The 20,597-nt window shown below is 74.2% G+C and carries 16 protein-coding genes; 13 read left to right on the top strand and 3 right to left on the bottom strand.

What is annotated here, in order from left to right:
• Positions 1 to 121 precede the first annotated feature (121 nt).
• The 7 genes from VKA29_RS29635 to sucD all read left to right on the top strand — a co-directional run bounded on the left by VKA29_RS29635 (position 122) and on the right by sucD (position 10,072).
• Positions 122 to 1,321, top strand: coding sequence for an AAA family ATPase (locus tag VKA29_RS29635; protein WP_324789078.1), 1,200 nt, complete (start codon positions 122 to 124; stop codon positions 1,319 to 1,321).
• Positions 1,322 to 1,474: 153 nt separating this feature from the next.
• Positions 1,475 to 4,012, top strand: coding sequence for a DUF5682 family protein (locus VKA29_RS29630; RefSeq protein WP_324789077.1), 2,538 nt, complete (start codon positions 1,475 to 1,477; stop codon positions 4,010 to 4,012).
• A gap of 154 nt (positions 4,013 to 4,166) precedes the next feature.
• A complete protein-coding gene (locus tag VKA29_RS29625; protein WP_324789076.1) occupies positions 4,167 to 5,441 on the top strand; it encodes a VWA domain-containing protein in 1,275 nt (424 codons plus the stop codon).
• A 273-nt stretch (positions 5,442 to 5,714) separates the two neighbouring features.
• Positions 5,715 to 6,722 carry a hypothetical protein gene (locus VKA29_RS29620; RefSeq protein ID WP_324789075.1) on the top strand — a complete coding sequence of 336 codons (1,008 nt, stop codon included), beginning with the start codon at positions 5,715 to 5,717 and terminating at the stop codon, positions 6,720 to 6,722.
• A gap of 292 nt (positions 6,723 to 7,014) precedes the next feature.
• Positions 7,015 to 7,446, top strand: a complete 432-nt coding sequence (locus VKA29_RS29615; protein WP_324789074.1) for a hypothetical protein — start codon at positions 7,015 to 7,017, stop codon at positions 7,444 to 7,446.
• 532 nt (positions 7,447 to 7,978) lie between these two features.
• A complete protein-coding gene (gene sucC / locus VKA29_RS29610; RefSeq protein ID WP_324789073.1) occupies positions 7,979 to 9,160 on the top strand; it encodes an ADP-forming succinate--CoA ligase subunit beta in 1,182 nt (393 codons plus the stop codon).
• 27 nt (positions 9,161 to 9,187) lie between these two features.
• Positions 9,188 to 10,072, top strand: coding sequence for a succinate--CoA ligase subunit alpha (sucD, locus tag VKA29_RS29605; protein ID WP_324789072.1), 885 nt, complete (start codon positions 9,188 to 9,190; stop codon positions 10,070 to 10,072).
• Positions 10,073 to 10,283: 211 nt separating this feature from the next.
• On the opposite strand, the gene VKA29_RS29600 is transcribed toward sucD, so the two are convergent.
• Positions 10,284 to 11,114 (bottom strand): RNA polymerase subunit sigma-70, encoded by an 831-nt coding sequence (locus VKA29_RS29600; protein ID WP_324789071.1) that lies wholly within the window; start codon positions 11,112 to 11,114, stop codon positions 10,284 to 10,286.
• A 96-nt stretch (positions 11,115 to 11,210) separates the two neighbouring features.
• Here VKA29_RS29600 and VKA29_RS29595 point away from each other — a divergent pair, with 96 nt between their 5' ends.
• The gene (locus VKA29_RS29595) at positions 11,211 to 12,899 is read left to right on the top strand and encodes a DUF6350 family protein (protein WP_420718591.1); all 1,689 of its coding nucleotides are present in this window, start codon (positions 11,211 to 11,213) and stop codon (positions 12,897 to 12,899) included.
• A gap of 51 nt (positions 12,900 to 12,950) precedes the next feature.
• Here the strand turns inward: VKA29_RS29595 and VKA29_RS29590 are convergent, their stop codons facing one another.
• The gene (locus VKA29_RS29590) at positions 12,951 to 13,787 is read right to left on the bottom strand and encodes a hypothetical protein (protein ID WP_324789070.1); all 837 of its coding nucleotides are present in this window, start codon (positions 13,785 to 13,787) and stop codon (positions 12,951 to 12,953) included.
• 278 nt (positions 13,788 to 14,065) lie between these two features.
• Between VKA29_RS29590 and purN the strand changes: the two genes are divergently transcribed.
• Positions 14,066 to 14,695 carry a phosphoribosylglycinamide formyltransferase gene (gene purN, locus VKA29_RS29585; protein WP_324789069.1) on the top strand — a complete coding sequence of 210 codons (630 nt, stop codon included), beginning with the start codon at positions 14,066 to 14,068 and terminating at the stop codon, positions 14,693 to 14,695.
• The gene (gene purH / locus VKA29_RS29580) at positions 14,692 to 16,257 is read left to right on the top strand and encodes a bifunctional phosphoribosylaminoimidazolecarboxamide formyltransferase/IMP cyclohydrolase (RefSeq protein ID WP_324789068.1); all 1,566 of its coding nucleotides are present in this window, start codon (positions 14,692 to 14,694) and stop codon (positions 16,255 to 16,257) included. The genes purN and purH overlap by 4 nt, the downstream gene beginning before the upstream one ends.
• Positions 16,258 to 16,478: 221 nt before the next feature.
• On the opposite strand, the gene VKA29_RS29575 is transcribed toward purH, so the two are convergent.
• A complete protein-coding gene (locus tag VKA29_RS29575; RefSeq protein WP_324789067.1) occupies positions 16,479 to 17,108 on the bottom strand; it encodes a hypothetical protein in 630 nt (209 codons plus the stop codon).
• A 282-nt stretch (positions 17,109 to 17,390) separates the two neighbouring features.
• Between VKA29_RS29575 and VKA29_RS29570 the strand changes: the two genes are divergently transcribed.
• From VKA29_RS29570 to VKA29_RS29560, 3 genes are all read left to right on the top strand, one after another.
• Positions 17,391 to 18,245: a bifunctional methylenetetrahydrofolate dehydrogenase/methenyltetrahydrofolate cyclohydrolase gene (locus tag VKA29_RS29570; RefSeq protein ID WP_324789066.1), complete on the top strand. Its 855-nt coding sequence runs from the start codon at positions 17,391 to 17,393 to the stop codon at positions 18,243 to 18,245.
• Positions 18,235 to 18,699 (top strand): DUF3017 domain-containing protein, encoded by a 465-nt coding sequence (locus tag VKA29_RS29565; RefSeq protein WP_324789065.1) that lies wholly within the window; start codon positions 18,235 to 18,237, stop codon positions 18,697 to 18,699. Before VKA29_RS29570 ends, VKA29_RS29565 begins: the two co-directional genes overlap by 11 nt.
• A 557-nt stretch (positions 18,700 to 19,256) precedes the next feature.
• A complete protein-coding gene (locus VKA29_RS29560) occupies positions 19,257 to 20,462 on the top strand; it encodes a helix-turn-helix domain-containing protein (RefSeq protein ID WP_324789064.1) in 1,206 nt (401 codons plus the stop codon).
• Positions 20,463 to 20,597: the final 135 nt, after the last annotated feature.

Here is a 20,597-nt window from a genome sequence, read left to right as displayed (position 1 = left end):
AGAACCCACCACTGACAATCGGCCTCGCGAGCGCGTTTCCGCAGGTCAGAACGCATTGTCAGTGGCATGGTGCACGGTTGGTGGCAGATCCGAACCGGCCGAGCTGGAGGGGGCCTCAGCCATGACTGTGTCCGCAGAACCGATGTCCGTCGAACCGAACGGGAACGGGTCCGCGCCCGCGAATCCGGGCACCGGCACCCCTGCCGCCGCGGGCGCGGGCACGCAGCCGACCGCGCACGGAGCGGAGGCTCTGCGGCCGCACGCCGAGGACGCCTTCGCCGGCGAGCTCGCGGCGCTGGCCGCGCACGACGACCGCCCGCGCCCGGCCCGCTGGAAGCTGTCGCCGTGGGCGGTGGCCACCTACCTGCTCGGCGGCACCCTGCCCGACGGCACGGTGATCACACCGAAGTACGTGGGCCCGCGCCGCATCGTCGAGGTCGCGGTCACCACGCTCGCCACCGACCGCGCCCTGCTCCTGCTCGGGGTGCCCGGCACCGCGAAGACCTGGGTGTCCGAGCACCTGGCCGCGGCGGTCAGCGGCGACTCGACGCTGCTGGTGCAGGGCACCGCGGGCACGCCGGAGGAGGCGATCCGGTACGGCTGGAACTACGCGCAGCTGCTGGCGCACGGCCCGAGCCGGGACGCGCTCGTGCCCAGCCCGGTCATGCGGGCCATGGCGGAGGGGATGACGGCCCGCGTCGAGGAGCTGACCCGCATCCCGGCCGATGTCCAGGACACGCTCATCACGATCCTGTCGGAGAAGACCCTGCCGATACCGGAGCTGGGGCAGGAGGTGCAGGCGGTCCGCGGCTTCAACCTGATCGCCACGGCCAACGACCGCGACCGCGGCGTCAACGACCTCTCCAGCGCGCTGCGCCGCCGGTTCAACACGGTGGTGCTGCCGCTGCCGGAGAGCGTCGAGGCCGAGGTCGACATCGTCTCGCGCCGCGTCGACCAGATCGGCCGCTCCCTCGACCTGCCCGCCGTGCCGGACGGCGTCGACGAGATCCGCCGCGTCGTCACCGTCTTCCGCGAGCTGCGCGACGGGGTCACGTCCGACGGGCGCACCAAGGTGAAGTCGCCCAGCGGCACGTTGTCCACGGCGGAGGCGATCTCGGTCGTCACGGGCGGTCTCGCCCTGGCCGCCCACTTCGGCGACGGCGTGCTGCGGGCCGCCGACGTCGCCGCGGGCATCCTCGGCGCCGTGGTCCGCGATCCGGCGGCCGACCGGGTCGTCTGGCAGGAGTACCTGGAGGCCGTGGTCCGCGAGCGTGACGGCTGGACGGACTTCTACCGCGCCTGCCGGGAGGTCAGCGCGTGAAGGGAGCCGGACGGGAGCGGCCGGGCGGCGGCCGGGCGGGAGGGGTCAGGTGGAGGCCGGGCGGAGACGGTTCGCGTGGCCCGGCGGCCACCCGGGCCGGGAGGGGCCGGTCCGGCGCGGGCCCGGGCGGGACGGCGGAGCGAGGGGGAGGCTGTGACAGGCGTTGACGAGACCGCGGCGGCGGTGCCCGGGCCGGGGCCGTGGCTGCTGGGTGTCCGGCACCACGGGCCGGGCTCGGCGCGGGCCGTGCGGGCGGCGCTGGACGCGGCCCGGCCGGAGGCGGTTCTGATCGAGGGCCCGCCCGAGGCCAGTGCGCTGATCCCGCTCGCCGCCGACGAGGACATGCGGCCGCCGGTCGCCCTCCTCGCCCACGCCGTGGACGAACCGGGCCGCTCGGCGTTCTGGCCGCTGGCCGAGTTCTCCCCGGAGTGGGTCGCGATCCGCTGGGCGCTGGAGCACCGGGTGCCGGCCCGTTTCATCGACCTGCCGGCCACCCACACCCTGGCTTGGGGGAGCCAGGAACCGGCGGGTGCGCAACCCGGCGGGGCCGCGGACGACGCAGCCGGCGAGGCGGCGGGCCCGGGCGAGGACGGCTCCCCGGGGGAGGACGGCCCCGCGGGGCAGGACGTCTCCGCGGACGGACGGGCCGGCGTGTCCGGGAACCCGGCGGGGAACCGGCCGGGCGACGGCGAGGGCCCGGACGGCGGGCGGGCCGAGGAGTCCGGCCTGGGCGTCGACATCCGGGTCGACCCCCTCGCCGTGCTCGCCGACGCCGCCGGCTACGACGACCCCGAGCGCTGGTGGGAGGACGTCGTCGAGCACCGGGGAGCGGCGGGCGAGAAGGACGCCTTCGCGCCGTTCGCCGTGCTCGAGGAGGCCATGGGCGCGCTGCGGGAGGCGTACGGCAGCGGAGGGCACGACCGGGACCTCGTGCGGGAGGCGTACATGCGGCTCCAGGTGCGAGCGGCACGGCGCGAGTTCGGCGACGGCGTGGCCGTGGTCTGCGGGGCCTGGCACGTGCCCGCGCTGCGCCGCGGGACGGCGGTCTCCGCCGACCGGGCGCTGCTGAAGGGGCTGCCCAAGGTCAAGACGGACATGACGTGGGTGCCGTGGACGCATCGGCGGCTGTCCCGGGCCAGCGGGTACGGCGCGGGCATCGAGTCGCCGGGCTGGTACGGCCACCTGTTCGGCGCGCCGGACCGGCCGGTCGAGCGATGGATGACGAAGGTGGCCGGACTGCTGCGGGAGGAGGACCGCCTGGTCTCCTCGGCCCATGTCATCGAGGCGGTGCGGCTGGCGGAGACGCTCGCCGCGATGCGGGGCCGCCCGCTGCCGGGGCTCGGCGAGACGACCGACGCCGTGCGGGCGGTGATGTGCGAGGGCTCCGACGTGCCGCTGGCGCCGGTGCACGACCGGCTGGTCGTCGGGGACGTGCTGGGGGAGGTACCGCAGGCGGCGCCCGCGGTGCCGTTGCAGCGGGACCTCGTCCGGATCCAGCGCCGGCTGCGGCTGAAGCCGGAGGCGGCCGAACGGGAGCTGGAGCTGGACCTGCGCAAGGAGACCGACGCCGAGCGCAGCAGGCTGCTGCACCGGCTGAGGCTGCTGGGCATCGCGTGGGGCGAGCCGCGGGCCTCACGGGGCAGCACGGGCACGTTCCGGGAGACGTGGCGGCTGTGCTGGGAGCCCGAGTTGTCCGTGCGGGTGGCCGAGGCGGGCGTGTGGGGCACGACCGTGCTCGCCGCCGCGACCGCCAGGGCGGAGGCCGACGCCGTGGCCGCGCAGTCGCTCGCCGAGGTCACCGGTCTCGCCGAGGAATGCCTGCTGGCCGGGCTGCCGGACGCGCTCCCCGTGGTGATGCGGGTGCTCGCCGACCGGGCGGCGCTGGACGCGGACGTCGGGCACCTGGCCCAGGCCCTGCCGGCCCTGGTGCGCTCCCTGCGGTACGGCGACGTGCGCGGCACGCACACCGGCGCGCTCGCCGAGGTCGCCGCGGGTCTCGCCGAGCGTGTCTTCGTAGGGCTGCCGTCGGCCTGCGCCGCCCTGGACGCGGAGGCGGCGGAGCAGATGCGGGGCCACGTGGACGCGGTGCACGGGGCGGTGGGGCTGCTGGGCGACGTCCCCGTGCCGGGCCACCCCGACCTCGGTGGACGCTGGCACACGGTGCTGCGGGTGCTGGGACTGCGGGACACCGTGCCCGGCGTCGTCCGGGGGCGGGCGGTGCGGCTGCTGCTGGACGACGGAGAGCTGGCGCAGGAGGAGGCGGCGCGGCTCATGGGGCTCGTGCTGTCGCCGGGGACGCCGCCCGGGGACGCGGCCGCCTGGATCGAGGGGTTCGTCGGCGGCGGCTCGGGCGGCGGGATGCTGCTCGTGCACGACGAGCGGCTGCTCGGCCTGGTGGACGCCTGGCTGACGGGGGTGCCGACGGAGGCGTTCACGGATGTGCTGCCTCTGCTGCGGCGCACGTTCTCCGCCTACGAGCCGGGCGTCCGCCGCACGCTGGGCGAACTGGTCCGGCGCGGGCCCGCACACCGGGGCGGCCCGGCCGCGGGCGGCCCGGGCATACCCGGCTTCGCGGCCGAACTCGACCCGGGGCGCGCGGACGCGGTGCTGCCGGTGGTGCAGCTGCTGCTGGGACTGGACGGAGCGGCCGAGGCCGCCGACGACAACGATCTTGTGGGGGTGACGGCATGACCGTCGACGTGACGAGCAGGCTCAGGGCGGGGGCGGAGACGGCGGGCGCCGGACCGGACGGGGGAACGCCCCGGGCGCTGCGGGCGCACGCCGGTCCGAGAGCGGCCGTCCTGGTGATCCCGCTGTGGGAGCGGCCTCGCCCGGGAGCCCACCGATGACGCCGCAGACAGCGACGCCGCAGACTGCGAAGGCACGGACCGCGAAGGCACGGACGGCGCAGCCGCAGACCGCGACGGCACAGACCGCGACGACACAGACGGTGTCGGCTCGGGCGGCGGCGGACCCGGCGCGGGAGCGGCTCAGGCGCTGGCGCCTGGTGCTCGGGGGCGACGCGGCCGACGGCACCGGGTGCGCTCTGTCGGGGCAGGACGCCGCGATGGACGCGGCGCTGACCGCCCTCTACGGCAAGGGAGACGGGCAGGCGAGAGCCGGGCGGGACCGTTCGGCGGGGCTGGGGGCGTCGGCGCCGTCCGTGGCACGGTGGCTCGGCGACATCCGGACCTACTTCCCCTCGTCCGTCGTCCAGGTCATGCAGCGCGACGCCATCGACCGGCTCGGCCTGTCCACGCTGCTGCTGGAACCGGAGATGCTGGAGGCGGTGGAAGCCGACGTGCACCTCGTCGGCACCCTGCTCTCCCTCAACAAGGCGATGCCGGAGACGACGAAGGAGACGGCGCGGGCCGTCGTGCGCCGGGTCGTGGAGGACCTGGAGAAGCGGCTCGCCAGCCGCACCCGGGCCACCCTCACCGGCGCCCTGGACCGCAGTGCCCGCGTCAACCGGCCGCGCCACCACGACATCGACTGGAACCGCACGATCGCCGCCAACCTGAAGAACTACCTGCCGGAACACCGGACGGTCGTGCCGGAGCGGCTCATCGGGTACGGGCGGGCGTCGCAGTCCGTGAAGAAGGACGTCGTGCTGTGCATCGACCAGTCGGGGTCGATGGCGGCGTCGGTGGTCTACGCGTCCGTGTTCGGGGCGGTGCTCGCCTCCATGCGGTCCATCAACACCCGGCTCGTCGTCTTCGACACGGCGGTCGTCGACCTCACCGACCAGCTCGACGACCCGGTGGACGTACTGTTCGGCACCCAGCTCGGCGGTGGCACGGACATCAACCGCGCGCTGGCCTACTGCCAGTCGCAGATCACCCGGCCGGCGGACACGGTGGTCGTGCTGATCAGCGATCTCTACGAGGGAGGTATCCGGGACGAGATGCTCAAGCGGGTGGCGGCGATGAAGGCGTCGGGGGTGCAGTTCGTGGCGCTGCTCGCGTTGTCCGACGAGGGAGCACCCGCCTACGACAGGGAGCACGCGGCCGCGCTCGCCGCGCTGGGGGCGCCGGCGTTCGCCTGCACCCCCGACCTGTTCCCGGAGGTGATGGCGGCGGCGATCGAGAAGCGGCCGCTTCCGATACCGGAAACCGTGTGACGGGCGGCGCGTGAGCGCGGCGCGGCGCGTGCGCCCAGCAAAACCGGACATGACTACCCATCGGTAACAGGGGGCTTGCGCAACCTCGGGAGAGCCGTGCGAGGATCGACGCCCGGTCATCCGACGCCGCGTCAGCGGTGGGTCGCATTCCGCGCCTCGTACCGCACCGCGCCGCGTCGGGCTCGTGACCCGGCACCAGCCGCTCGTCAGCGCGCCCTGCCTTCGCTCGCCGACTCGCCCGGTCCGTTCCGCAGCACGGGAGGAACCGTTCCCATGAGCACGCCGGCCGCTCCGTCCGGTGCCGCCCCGCGCGCGATGCGCTCGGCGGCCGGACGGCTTGTGCTGCGCGCGGTGCTGCTGGTGGGCGGACTGCTCGCGCTCGGGTTCCTCTGCGGAGCCCCGGCACAGGCGGCGGAGAGCGGCTCCTCGACGGCGCCTCCGGCGTCTCCGGTGGTATTGGCGGCACCGGCAGCTCTGGGGCCGGCGGTCCCGGCGGCCTTGGCGGCCGAGGCCCTGCCGCCGGCTGCGGCGGCCACTCCCGGCGACTCCGGTGATTCCGGCGTCTCCGTCGACTCCGGCGTCTTCGCTCCGCGGGAGCCCTCGGCCTCCCGGGCCGCCGACGACGTCCTGCGGCCGCTGACCGATCAGGTCCTGCGGTCCGTGGACAAGCGGATCGTGCAGCCGGTCGGTGACGTGGCGGGGACCGTGGCCGCCGCGCTGGGTGAGGTGACGGAGCGGATACCGCCGCTGTCGTCGCTGCCCTCCCCGTCGGTGCCCGATTCCCCGTCCCTGCCCGAGATCCCCGGTCTGCCGTCCGCCCCCGGTGTGCCCGGCTCGCCCGGCCTGCCCACGCTTCCGGGGCAGACGGTGCCGGTACCGGTCACCTCGGCACCGCAACGGGGGGCGGAGCACTCCGCCGAGGATCCGTCCGGCGAGCGGCGGCCCGGGACGAACGTGTCGAGTAACGCGTCGAGCATCGTGTCGAGCGGCGCGGTGTACGGACCGCGGCTCGGCGACGCGGCCGGTGCCGTGACGCGAGGCGGGGAACAGCGGGCCGCCGTTACCGGGTACGCCCCCGCGCACCGGGCGCCCGCCGGCGACCCGGCCGCCGCCTCGGGCGACCGCGCCGCCTTCGACAGCGGCACCTCGCGTCACAGGGACGCCTCGGCCCTGGCCCTGAACGACCGCGCCCCCCTGCGGCTCGTGCCCGGCGCCATCGCGCGCTCCACCACGACCCAGGCCCGGGACAGGCACCGGGACATTCCGGTTTCCCCCGCTTAGGCGACAGTGCCTTCCCCCGCCACGGACCTGCCGCGCGGGGGCGGAACAGGTCTGCCCGTCCGTCCGGACTCCCTGTCGGGCTCCGGACGCAAGCCGCCGGCTCCGCTGGTCCTCCCGGCTCCCCGGACCACGACCGGCACCGGCCCCGGAAATGTCACCCAGCCTCCCAGGCCCGGGAACGCCCAGGACCGCCGCACACCACTCCGGTGCACACTCCGGTGCACCACTCCGGTGAGGGGCGTCCCGATGCGCCAGGGAGCGCTACCCGAGATCCGAAGGATCCGACGCGCTCATGAACAAGAACATCCGCCCTTCCCTCGTCGCAGCCGCCGACGTCAGGATGGCCACGGGCTGGAGGGTCGCCGAGGCCATCCGCGGTGCCAGGGCCGCCCGTGCCGCCAGGACCGCCCGTGCCGCGCAGGCCCGGCCCACGGTCGCCGTCCGAACGGTCGCCGCCGCCCCCGAATCCCTGCCGGACGTGCCGCACCTGCCGCACGTTCCCGACCTGTCGCACGCCCCCGATGGGCCGGATGGTCCCGTCGTGCCGGGCGTGAGCCCCGCGCGGCACCCCCAGAGCGAGGTCGACCACCTCTTCGGCCCGCTCTCCGTATTCGCCCCGGAGGTGGAGGAGACGCTCGCCGCGGCCCGGACCGACCTCCATGAGGTCGCCGACACGACGATTTCTCTTTCCACCGGGCATCAGAGCAGCACCCGTCGCATCTGACCGCCCCGACGTACCGCACGCCGTCACGCGGCACCCCGCGCGCCGTCACGCGGCGGGCGCTCGACTCGCGGAGCCGAAGGACCCGGACGGCCGAAAGCCGTCGGATTCGTCCGGCCGGACCTCCGCGGAACGGGCCGGGCGGACCCCATCGGGGTGGGGACCGTCCGCCCGGAACCCCGCAGGTGGCCTCTTCGCGCACCTCCGGGGTTGTTCAGGGGGCCTCACCGGGTCAACCCCAGCCCGGTGAGGCCCTTCCCCGTCTCCTCGCGGTCTCCGCGGGCTCTCCTCCCGCCCGCCTCACCGTCGGCACGCCGTGCCAGTGAGCGTGGCATCATGTGACAGGTATCACCGCTCAGGTGTGACCCGCGATTTAGAGACCCTCCGCCAGCGGCGATAACCTGCGAGACGGACATGCCGCGCGCTCGGACACCGTGTGCGCCTCCCTTGTGACAGACGGCGGACGTCACGTTGCCCTTCGCGGCACGCCCACGCATCCAACGAACCGCGAGATCACTGATAGGGACGGAAGCGCGTGGACCTGTTCGAGTACCAGGCGAGGGACCTCTTCGCCAAGCACGATGTACCGGTGCTGGCCGGTGAAGTCATCGACACGCCTGAGGCGGCCCGCGCAGCCACTGAGCGCCTCGGTGGCAAGTCCGTCGTCAAGGCCCAGGTGAAGGTCGGCGGCCGCGGCAAGGCCGGTGGCGTGAAGCTCGCCGCCACCCCGGACGAGGCCGTCGCCCGCGCGACGGACATCCTCGGCATGGACATCAAGGGCCACACGGTCCACAAGGTGATGATCGCCGAGACCGCTCCGGAGATCCTCGAGGAGTACTACGTCTCCTTCCTCCTCGACCGTGCCAACCGCACCTTCCTGTCCATCGCCTCCGTCGAGGGCGGCATGGAGATCGAGGAGGTGGCGGCCACCCGTCCGGAGGCCGTCGCCAAGGTCGCGATCGACGCCATCGACGGTGTGGACGAGGCCAAGGCCCGTGAGATCGTCGCGGCCGCCAAGTTCCCGGCCGAGGTCGCGGACAAGGTCGCGAACGTCCTCGTCAAGCTGTGGGACACCTTCATCAAGGAGGACGCCCTCCTGGTCGAGGTGAACCCGCTGGCGAAGGTGGCCTCCGGTGAGGTCATCGCCCTCGACGGCAAGGTGTCGCTGGACGACAACGCCGAGTTCCGTCACCCCGACTTCGAGGAACTCCACGACAAGGCGGCGGCCAACCCCCTGGAGGCCGCGGCCAAGGCGAAGAACCTCAACTACGTCAAGCTCGACGGCGAGGTCGGCATCATCGGCAACGGCGCCGGTCTCGTCATGAGCACCCTGGACGTCGTCGCGTACGCCGGTGAGAAGCACGGCGGCGTCAAGCCCGCCAACTTCCTCGACATCGGCGGCGGCGCCTCCGCCCAGGTCATGGCGAACGGCCTGGAGATCATCCTCGGCGACCCGGACGTCAAGTCCGTCTTCGTCAACGTCTTCGGCGGCATCACCGCCTGTGACGAGGTCGCCAACGGCATCGTCCAGGCGCTGAAGCTCCTGGAGGACCGGGGCGAGGAGGTCACCAAGCCGCTCGTCGTCCGCCTCGACGGCAACAACGCCGACCTGGGCCGACAGATCCTCACCGACGCCGACCACCCGCTGGTCCAGCGCGTCGACACCATGGACGGCGCGGCCGACAAGGCCGCCGAGCTGGCCCACGCCGCCAAGTAAGCACTCAGGACGAGGACACAACACACCATGGCTATCTGGCTCAACAAGGACAGCAAGGTCATCGTCCAGGGCATGACCGGCGCCACCGGCATGAAGCACACCAAGCTCATGATCGGTGACGGCACTCACGTCGTGGGCGGCGTGAACCCGCGCAAGGCGGGTCAGACCGTGGACTTCGACGGCACCGAGGTACCGGTGTTCGGCACCGTCAAGGAGGCCATCGAGAAGACCGGCGCCAACGTCTCCGTCATCTTCGTGCCGGAGAAGTTCACCAAGGACGCGGTCGACGAGGCCATCGACGCCGAGATCCCGCTGGCCGTCGTGATCACCGAGGGCATCGCCGTGCACGACACGGCCGCCTTCTGGGCGTACGCCGGCAAGAAGGGCAACAAGACCCGCATCATCGGCCCGAACTGCCCCGGCATCATCACCCCGGGCCAGTCCAACGTCGGCATCATCCCGGGCGACATCACCAAGCCGGGCCGCATCGGCCTGGTGTCGAAGTCGGGCACGCTGACATACCAGATGATGTACGAGCTGCGCGACATCGGCTTCTCCACGGCCGTCGGCATCGGTGGTGACCCGATCATCGGCACCACCCACATCGACGCCCTGGCCGCCTTCCAGGACGACCCCGACACCGACCTGATCGTCATGATCGGCGAGATCGGCGGCGACGCCGAGGAGCGGGCCGCGGCCTTCATCAAGGAGAACGTGACCAAGCCGGTCGTCGGCTACGTCGCGGGCTTCACCGCGCCCGAGGGCAAGACGATGGGCCACGCCGGCGCCATCGTCTCCGGTTCCTCCGGCACCGCGCAGGCGAAGAAGGAGGCCCTCGAGGCCGCCGGCGTCAAGGTCGGCAAGACGCCGACCGAGACGGCGAAGCTGGCGCGCGAGATCCTGGCCGGCTGAATCCGGCTGAATCCGGCTGAATCCGGCTGAATCCGGCTGAATCCGGCAGTACCGCCGTCCGTACGGCTCGTGGGCCCGCCCCCTTCCCGGGGGCGGGCCCACCGTCGTCACCGGGGCTTACCGCCGTCACCGGGGGCCACCGTCGTCACCGGGGATGCGTCACCGCGGCGCGTCACCGGGGGCCGACACCGCGGCGCGTCACCGGCGGGCGTCAGCGCGGCACGGGCAGCAGTCGGTCCGGGCCCCGGACGACCTGGGAGCGCAGCTTGGCCCGCAGCCGCGCCTCGCGCTGCGACAGCGGCCCCGGCGCGACCCGCGGCGGCAGCCCCTGCACGGTCTCCCCGGGCGGGACCGGGGGCTCGTAGTGCGTCGGCGCGGTGCGCAGGGTCAGCGCCGTGGTCGCGATCAGCGAGGCGGTGAAGGCCATCGCCGCCCGGGTCCAGAAACGCGCCCGGCGCTCGCAGTTCGTGCGCACGGACGTCGGGGCGGTGGCCCGCAGCCGTTCCGCGGAGGCCACCTCGGTCAGCCGCCGGTGCAGTACTCCGGGGGCCGCCAGCTCCGGCAGGCGCGCGGCGACCGCCTCGCGCGCGTACAGCAGCCGGTGTGCCGTCGCCGGGGTGCTCGCCTCCGTCTCCGCCGCGGTCTCCGGCAGGTCCAGGCCGACGCCGTCGTACAGCACGAGGGTGCGGCGGTGGGGCGGCGGGAGGTCCCGCAACGCCTGGAGCAGCGCGCGGTGGGCGGGGTCGGCCGGCGGCGGTTCGGGGTGCCGGTGGCGCGGGCGGAGGCGGTCCCAGGGGGAGAGCGCGCACTCATGTGCCGCCGCCCGCACCCAGCCCGCGGGATCCGGGTCGCGGGCCACCTCGGGCCAGCGTTGCCAGGCGAGGTGGAAGGCCCGCTCGACCGCCTCGCGCGCCGCCTCGCGCCGCCCGGTGAGGAGGTAGGCCTGCCGTACGAGGGCGGGGGCGCAGAACGCGTACAACGCGTCGAATGCCTGAGCGGGCGTCAGGTCGGTCTGCCGGCCGGGCCGGTGGCTCCGCGTCACTGCGCGCCCCTTCGTACGGAAAAGTACATAACCGTATATTGGGCGACACATCCGAGGTTCAGCGGTTACGACGGGAAAGAGCGTGTCGTTGGGAGCATGGCGGGCGTGACCCGGATGAACCCTCGCCGATCGCCGTCACCGCCGCGGCCGGCCCGGAGGAACCGCCGAGAGCCCCGGCCGGCCGTCGGCCTCGTGGGCGGTGCGGTCGCCGCCGGGCTCGGGCTCGGGGCGTTCGCCATGCTGGTGACCGTGCTGTGGATCAGCTCGCCGTACCCGGACACCGGGCCCCGCGGCGTGTTGCACGTCGCCGCCGCGCTGTGGCTGCTCGCGCACGGCGCGGAACTGGTCCGCACCGACACCCTCTCCGGTGTCCCGGCGCCGGTCGGCGTCACCCCGCTGCTGCTCCTCGCGCTTCCCGTGTGGCTGGTGCACCGGGCGGCCCGGGACGCGACGGACGCGGGTGAGATCGGTGAACCGCTCGTGCCGGGCCGCACGGCCTGGACGGGCGTCGTCGTCGGCTACCTCGCCGTCGCCGCGGCCGCCGCGCTGTACGCGTCGGGCGGTGAGCTGCGGCCCTCGTGGGCAGCGACCGCGGTGAGCCTGCCGCTGGTCGCCGCGGCGGCGGCCGGGGCGGGCGTGTGGACGGCGTACGGCCGTCCGTACGGGGCGGTGCACGGCGTGCCGGTCGCCCTGCCGGCGTCGGTGCGACGGTTCCTGCGGGGGGCCGATGCCCGGGACCGCCTGGTCGTGGCCGCACGGGCCGGGGCGGGCGGGGCGGCGGTGCTCGTCGGCGGCGGGGCACTGTTGCTGGCGGTCTCCCTGGTCCGGCACGGCGGGGTGGCGGAGGCGTCCCTGCTGCGGCTGACGGAGGACTGGTCCGGCCGGTTCGCGGTGCTGCTGCTGTGCGTGGCGCTGCTGCCGAACGCGACGGTCTGGGCGGCGGCGTACGCGCTCGGCCCCGGTTTCTTCCTGAACGCCGGCCATGTCGTCGCGCCCCTCTCGTCGGCGCCGGTGTCCTCGTCGCCGTCGTTCCCGCTCCTGGCGGCGGTGCCGGAACCGGGGGCCGGGGGCCCGGCGAACTGGGCGGCGGCGGGGTTGGTGCCGGCGGCGGCCGGGGTGACGGTGGGGTGGCTCGTGGGGCGGGCCGCGGACGGGGACGCCGTCCGCTCGCGTCGGTGGACCGCCGGAACGGCCGCGCTGGCGGCGCTGATGTGCGGGGGCGCGATGGCGGTGCTCGCGGCCCTGGCGGGCGGGCCGCTCGGCGTGGCGGCGCTCGCCCGGTTCGGTCCGGTGTGGTGGCAGACGGGCGGTGCGGCCCTGCTGTGGACGGCGGTCACGGCGCTCCCGACGGCGCTGGCCCGACGACCCCGCCACCACGACGCCGCACCCACACCCGGACCCGGCCTCGCACCGGTACCCGGCCCCGCACCAGAACCCGCGCCCGGACCCGCGCCCGCACCCGCAGCGGAACCCGCACCCGCAGCGGAACCCGCACCCGCGCCCGCACCGGAACCCGCGCCCGCATCCGTGCAGCCTGCCCGCCGCCGCCCGCGGCTGCGGATGCGGCTGCCCTCATTCGCGCGCCGTCCGTCCAGCAGGCCCGCCGTCCCGCCGCCGGCCGGCGTCCCCGGCGCCGACGACACCGAGGCGTACACCTTCCCCGGCTTGGACGACGCCGGCTTCCGGCCCTGGGACGCCCTGCCCCCGAACCCCCGGGCACAGGCGCCCGGCCCGCAGGAGCCGGGCGAGCCGCATGAACCGCAGCAGCCGCCCGAGCCGCCGTGACCCGAGCCGCCGTGACCCGAGCCGCCGTGACCCGAGCCGGGCCGCCGTGGGTCAGCTGTTCGCGTCCAGCACTCCGCGCAGTTCCTTCGGCAGGTGCTGGTTGCAGGACTGCTTCGCCTCGCTGGTGAGGGCGTCGCTCCGGCAGGTGTAGTAGTCGCTGTAGACCAGGTGCGCGGCGAAGTTCGCGGCGACCAGGACGATGGCCAGGGACGCCGTGACCAGGCCACTCACCGCCGCCGTCGTCTGCGGGCGGCCGGCCGCCTCCGGGCCGGCGCCGGCGCGCGGCTTGGCACGCAGCGCGCTGATGCCCCAGTACACGGAGAGCGCGCCGAGCAGCAGGGCCACGTACGGCCAGCCGAACAGGGAGAAGAAGAACGCCCACATGCCGCCCAGCAGCGCGTACCGGGCACGGCGCTGGACCGGGTCGGTGGGGTCCCAGCGCATGTTCGCGCCGGGGCCGGGGCTTTTGGGGGCCGGGCCCTCGCTGTCGCCGCGCTGAGCGCCGGGGCGTTCACCGAAGCCGCCGGAGGAGCGGCCGGGCTGGCGGTCGCTCCACTGGCTGCCCCAGGGCGAATGCCCGCCCTCGCCGGACGTGCCGTCGGAGTCCCCCGAGTCCCCCGAGCCCCCGGAACCGCCGGACCCTCCACGGCCCCCGGAGTCCCGTCCCACCGGGCCGCGCGGCTGCCAGGGCCGGTCCGGAGCGCCCTCCGGCGGCGGCGCGAACGGGTTGTCCTCCCGCGCGCCCCCCTCACGCCCGTCACCCCTCGTCCCGCCCGAGGGCGCGTCGGGAGGCGAGGCGGGCCGCTCCCGCAGCAGCACGCGGCTGTGCTCCCCTTCCTGCGCCGGAAGCGGGGGGAGGGCGAGGAGTCGCAGACTGCGGTCCGGCATCAAGTGAGCGTCTTCCCCTTGGCGAGTACGGTGGCTGTGGTGGGTCCGGCGGACCGGCCCGGCCTGAGCTGTCATCCCGGAAACGCTCCGCACGCCTGCCGCGTTCCCGAGCCCGCTCCCCGCAGACGCTACCTTCCGGCCACGCCCCCGTCCCACGGGGGCCGTCCGGTGTGCCGGTATCGTTGCTGACGGTCGGCCGCTTCGTAGACTTCCCCGTATCCGGGGGCGCGAAGCATTCGTACGACCATACAAACGCCTCCCCGAGAAAGGGCCCCGCCGTGGCCGCCAAGCCCGTGGCCAAGCGCCTCGTCGTGCTGGTCTCCGGATCCGGTACGAACCTGCAGGCGCTCCTCGACGCCATCGCGACCACCGGCGCCGAGGCGTACGGAGCCGAGATCGTGGCCGTCGGCGCGGACCGGGAGGGCATCGAGGGCCTCGCCCGCGCCGAGCGCGCCGGACTGCCCACCTTCGTGTGCCGGGTCAAGGACCACGACACCCGTGAGGCGTGGGACGCCGCCCTGGCCGAGGCCGTCTCCGCGTACCGGCCCGACCTCGTGGTCTCGGCGGGCTTCATGAAGATCGTGGGCAAGGAGTTCCTGGCCCGATTCGGCGGCCGGTTCGTCAACACGCACCCCGCGCTCCTGCCCAGTTTCCCCGGGGCCCACGGTGTGCGGGACGCCCTCGCGTACGGCGCCAAGGTCACCGGCTGCACCGTCCACTTCGTCGACGACGGCGTCGACACCGGACCGATCATCGCCCAGGGCGTGGTGGAGGTCCGGGACGAGGACGACGAGAGCGCTCTGCACGAGCGCATCAAGGAAGTCGAGCGAAGGCTGCTCGTCGAGGTCGTGGGGCGCCTCGCCCGCAACGGCTATCGCATCGAGGGACGAAAGGTAGTTATCCAGTGACCGCCGAGAGCAACAAGCGGCCGATTCGCCGGGCGCTCGTCAGCGTCTACGACAAGACCGGGCTCGAGGAGCTCGCCCGCGGCCTGAACGAGGCGGGCGTGGAGCTCGTCTCCACCGGTTCCACCGCCGCGAAGATCGCCGCCGCCGGCGTCCCCGTCACCAAGGTCGAGGAGCTCACCGGCTTCCCCGAGTGCCTGGACGGCCGGGTCAAGACCCTGCACCCGAAGGTCCACGCGGGCATCCTCGCCGACCTGCGCCTGGACAGCCACCGGGAGCAGCTCGCCGAGCTGGGTGTCGAGCCGTTCGACCTCGTCGTCGTCAACCTCTACCCGTTCCGGGAGACCGTCGCCTCCGGCGCCACGCCCGACGAGTGCGTCGAGCAGATCGACATCGGCGGCCCGTCGATGGTCCGCGCCGCCGCCAAGAACCACCCCTCGGTCGCGGTCGTCACCAGCCCCGCCCGGTACGCCGACGTCCTGGCCGCCGTCAAGGAGGGCGGCTTCGACCTCGCCACCCGCAAGCGGCTCGCCGCCGAGGCCTTCCAGCACACCGCCGCCTACGACGTCGCCGTCGCGAGCTGGTTCGCCTCCTCCTACGCGCCCGTCGACGAGTCGCAGTTCCCCGACTTCCTCGGCGCCACCTGGGAGCGCAAGAACGCCCTGCGCTACGGCGAGAACCCGCACCAGCCCGCCGCCCTCTACGTCGACGGCACGCAGGCCGGCCTCGCCGAGGCCGAGCAGCTGCACGGCAAGGAGATGTCGTACAACAACTACACGGACACGGACGCCGCCCGCCGTGCCGCGTACGACCACGCCGAGCCCTGCGTCGCGATCATCAAGCACGCCAACCCGTGCGGCATCGCGATCGGCGCGGACGTCGCCGAGGCGCACCGCAAGGCGCACGCCTGCGACCCGCTGTCGGCGTTCGGCGGTGTCATCGCCGTCAACCGTCCGGTCAGCAAGGAGATGGCGGAGCAGGTCGCGGAGATCTTCACCGAGGTCATCGTCGCGCCCGACTACGAGGACGGCGCGCTGGAGGCCCTCGCCAGGAAGAAGAACATCCGCGTGCTGAGGGCGCCCGGCGCCCCGGCGAACCCGGTCGAGGTCAAGCCCGTCGACGGCGGCGTCCTGGTGCAGGTCACCGACCGCCTCCAGGCCGACGGCGACGACCCCGCGGGCTGGACGCTCGCGACCGGCGAGGCGCTGTCCGAGGCGGAGCTCGCCGAGCTGGCCTTCGCCTGGAAGGCGTGCCGGGCCGTGAAGTCCAACGCCATCCTGCTCGCCAAGGACGGCGCCTCGGTCGGCGTCGGCATGGGGCAGGTCAACCGCGTGGACTCCGCGAAGCTCGCGGTGGATCGGGCCGGCGCGGAGCGGGCGCGCGGCGCCTACGCTGCCTCGGACGCGTTCTTCCCCTTCCCCGACGGTCTGGAGATCCTCGCTGAGGCCGGTGTCCGGGCGGTCGTCCAGCCCGGCGGCTCGGTCCGCGACGAACTGGTCGTCGAGGCCGCGGAGAAGGCGGGCATCACGATGTACTTCACCGGTACCCGGCACTTCTTCCACTGATCGCGACGTCGCCCGGTCGCGGCAGCCGCTGACCGCGGCAGCCGCTGACCGCGGCGTCGCCCGACCGCGACGTCCGTCGATCAGGGCGTCCGTCGATCGCGGCGTCCGTGTGACGCGGCAGGGCCGTGTCCCTCCCCGCGGGGTGGGACACGGCCCTCGTGTGTCAGCGGCGCGGACGGCCTGGACGGCCTGGACGGCTCGGCGCGAGCGGCCCCGCCGGCTCAGTAACGCGCTCGGTTGAACCAGGCGTTGCCGTTGGCGTTGCCGACGAACACGGCGATCAGGATGCCGAGCACCGTGTGGATGAGGCCGACGATGATGAACGGGTAGATGCCGAGGACCGCGGTGATGATGCCGAAGATCATCGCCGCGACGCGCACGCCGTTGCCGCCGGTGTTGAACTTCACCGCCAGCAGGAGTGCGAACACGCCCCAGGCCAGCGCGAACACCGTGAAGCCCCACAGTGCGCCGGTCGAGTAGTTCTTGAGCTGCTCGAAGGCCGCCTCGTTGTCGAGGGAGCCGTTCTTGGCGGCCTGGATGGTTGCGGCGCTGAAGGCGAACAGGGCCACGCCCAGCAGCTGCAGGGCGACGATGACCCAGAGCAGGATGCGGGCCGCGCTCACGGTGCCCGGCATCGTCGTCATCATCGGGGCGCCGCCGTAGGGCTGCGGCGCGGGAGCGGCGGGGTAACCGTAGCCGGGAGGCTGCTGCTGCGGGTAGCCGTAACCCGGCTGGCCCTGGGGGTAACCCGGCTGCTGACCCTGGGGATACCCCGGCTGCTGCCCCTGGGGGTAGCCCGGCTGCTGGCCCGGGGGCGGGCCGTAGGGGTTGTGGGGATCGCCGAAACTCATGGCGGGGTTTCCTCCGTTGCTCCAGGTGCGGGGACGACGCGCGGCGCCGTACGGAGGAAGATCCGAAAAGAATCCGAGTCTGCGGTGCGTCCCCCCGATGAGCTGCCCGCGGCACTGTTCCGCCATCGTTCTTTACCGGTGACTTACTTGTCCAGCCGCATTCCGCAGGTGTTGTGCAAGTGCAACATCGCTGATCATGGCCGGACACCGGGGGAGCGGCACCGTGCCGTCCGGAGGGACCCGGATTGGAACCGGGGGGCCGTCATCCGCGAGGATGGGGCCATGACCGCCCAGATTCTCGATGGCAAGGCCACCGCAGCCGCGATCAAGTCCGATCTGACCGCCCGCGTGGCGGCGCTGAAGGAGAAGGGCATCACGCCCGGCCTCGGCACCATCCTGGTCGGGGACGACCCCGGCAGCCAGAAGTACGTCGCCGGCAAGCACCGCGACTGTGCCCAGGTCGGCATCGCCTCCATCCAGCGCGAGCTGCCGGCCACGGCGACGCAGCAGGAGATCGAGGCGGTCGTGCGCGAGCTGAACGAGGACCCGGCCTGCACCGGTTACATCGTCCAGCTGCCGCTGCCCAAGGGCATCGACGAGAACCGCATCCTGGAGCTGATGGACCCCGACAAGGACGCCGACGGCCTGCACCCGATGAACCTCGGCCGCCTGGTCCTGAACGAGCCGGCCCCGCTGCCCTGCACCCCCAACGGCGTGCTCACCCTGCTGCGCCGCTACGGCGTGGAGATCAAGGGCGCCGAGGTGGTGGTCGTCGGCCGCGGTGTCACCATCGGCCGGCCGATGCCGCTGCTGCTCACCCGCCGCTCCGAGAACGCGACGGTGACCCAGTGCCACACGGGCACCCGCGACCTGCCGGCGCACCTGCGGCGTGCCGACATCATCGTCGCGGCAGCGGGCTCCGCCCATCTGATCCGTCCGGAGGACGTCAAGCCGGGCGCCGCCGTCCTCGACGTGGGTGTCTCCCGCAGCGCCGAGGGCAAGATCGTGGGCGACGTGCACCCGGACGTGGCCGAGGTGGCCGGCTGGATCTCCCCCAACCCCGGCGGCGTCGGTCCGATGACCCGGGCCCAGCTGCTCGTCAACGTGGTCGAGGCGGCGGAGCGCCGTGCAGGCTGAGGACTCCGACGACCTCCAGGTGCGGGACGCGGTCAGCGCGCCGGACGCCGAGGGCAGGCCGCGCCGCGTCACCCGCCGCTTCCCGCTGTTCACCAGGGACACCGCCCGCCCCGAGGGCGGCGGCCGGGCCGCGCCGGGCGACGCCCCGGCGCCCGCCCGGCAGTGGCCGGTCCTCACCGTGCTGGGCCTGGTCGCGTTCGGCCTGTTGCTGACCGCTCTCGACGCCTTCCGGTACGGCACGCTGCTGATCGGCGTCGCGCTGGTCGCCGGCGGTGTGCTGCGCTGGCTGCTGCCCGACGTCGGCATGCTCGCCGTGCGCTCCCGCTTCACGGACATCGTCACCTACGGGGCCCTCGGGCTGGCGATCGTGCTGCTGGCGCTGATGGTCCAGCCGAACCCCTGGCTGCAGATCCCGTTCCTGAAGGACACCCTGCACTTCACGGTCAGCGGTTAGCGGAACGGCCCGCCCGGGGGCGCTCCACGCGGCGTCGGCCCCGCGCGGCGTCGGCCCGTCCCCTCCCCCGAGCAAGGACGGGCCGCCGCCCGGATCAACCCTCTCCCGCGGTGAACCGCCTGTTCAACGGCTGTCCGCGCGCTGTGGCACGGAGGTGACCGTTTCGCTACGGTGTCCGCGCTTCGCCACGGACGAGGGAACCGCACACCGCCCGGCGCCGTCCCTCGCACCGACCGGGCAACCGACGACAGCGCCGAAGACAGCGCCGACGCCTGCCCGACCGGCGTGACCGGCGTGACGGGCGCGACCGGCATGACCGCGCGATCGGCGTGACCGGCCCGACCGGCGTGACTGACGGCGGTCGGTGGGAGACTGGACCGGGTCCCGGCCGGCGTGCGACGGTGCACGCCCGGCCCCGACGCGCCCGTGCGCCCCCACCCCGGGAACTGAGATCCTGAGTCGGCGCATCCCTGTGGGCAGCCGGAGGGGTCTCGGCGGAGGGCACCACGCGCGGGGGCGGAGAACAGCACCACACCCGGGGGAAGAGGGGGGAAGCAATGCCTCGTTGGAAGGCCTTGCCGGAGGACCTGGATCCGCAGATCAGGGAGTTCGCGAGCCAGTTGCGGCGGCTCGTGGACCGCAGTGGACTGAGCATCGCGTCCGTGGCCGACCGTACCGGCTACAGCAAGACGTCCTGGGAGCGTTACCTGAACGGCCGGCTGCTCGCGCCCAAGGGCGCCATCGTCGCGCTGGCCGAGGTCACCGGCACCAACCCGATCCACCTGACGACGATGTGGGAGCTCGCCGAGCGTGCCTGGAGCCGTTCGGAGATGCGCCACGACATGACCATGGAGGCGATCCGGATCTCGCAGGCGCGCGCCGCGCTCAGCGAACTGGCCACGCCCCCGGCGAACGCCAGGGGCAAGCAGTCCCGCAGGAGCGGCGGAGCGGCGCCGACACCCGGCGTCGCCGGACCGGCGGGCGTCGCCCCGACGGTGCCGCCGCGTCCGGCGCCGGACCCGGCGGACGACGGGACGGGCCCGCGGCTCGGGGGCGGCGCCGCGGGCGCCGGGCCGTCCTCCGGCGGACAGGGCACCAACTCGTGGAACATGGCCGGCTACCGCGGCCCGGCCGCGTCCGGCGGCCGCCGTCCGGGTGCCGGGACGCCGGCCCCCGGCGGTGCCGGCCGGACACCGGGCACCCCGAGCCCGTACGCCGACCCCGCGCAGGGACCGCGGCGCGGCGGCGGGTCCGCCGGCGGGGGCGGCGGCAAGCGGCGGCTGACGATGGTCCTCGCGGGCGCCGTCGGTGTGCTGGTCGTGATCGCGGGCGTGTTCTTCCTGGCCGACGGCGGGGGCAAGGCCGACGAGGGCGGGAAGAAGTCCCCGTCGCCCTCCGCCGACGTCGCCACCGAGCTGCCGCCCGGCGTGAAGTGCAGCGGCGACTCCTGCACCGGCAAGGACGCGGAGAGCATGGGCTGCACCAAGGACGCCACCGCGGTGACCACCGCCAAGACCGCGACCGTCGGCACGACCACCGTCGAGGTCCGCTACAGCGAGACGTGCGACGCCGCCTGGGGCCGCATCACCCAGGGCGTCCAGGGCGACCAGGTCCGGGTGTCGGCGGGCAAGGCCCGGCAGACCGACAGCATCACCACGGCGGGCGACACGATCGCGTACACGCCGATGGTGGGCGTGCGGGACCCGGGCGACGCGACGGCGTGCGCGACGCTGGCGTCCGGGCAGCAGGGCTGCACGAAGTGAGCCGGGCGGGGGACGTCCGCGAAAGAAAATCCCGGCGCAGGGATTAGGCGTCCGCGTCCCGGGCACGCGAACCGTACCCCCACGGGAGTCCGGCACAGTCGGGACCCCCACCAGGCGGCCGTCTCCGTCCCTCCT

The sequence above is a fragment of the Streptomyces sp. H51 genome (assembly GCF_035656535.1).
GTDB lineage: Bacteria > Actinomycetota > Actinomycetes > Streptomycetales > Streptomycetaceae > Streptomyces.
Note: the sequence above shows the minus strand (reverse complement) of the source record. Positions and strands in the feature narration are given on the sequence as shown.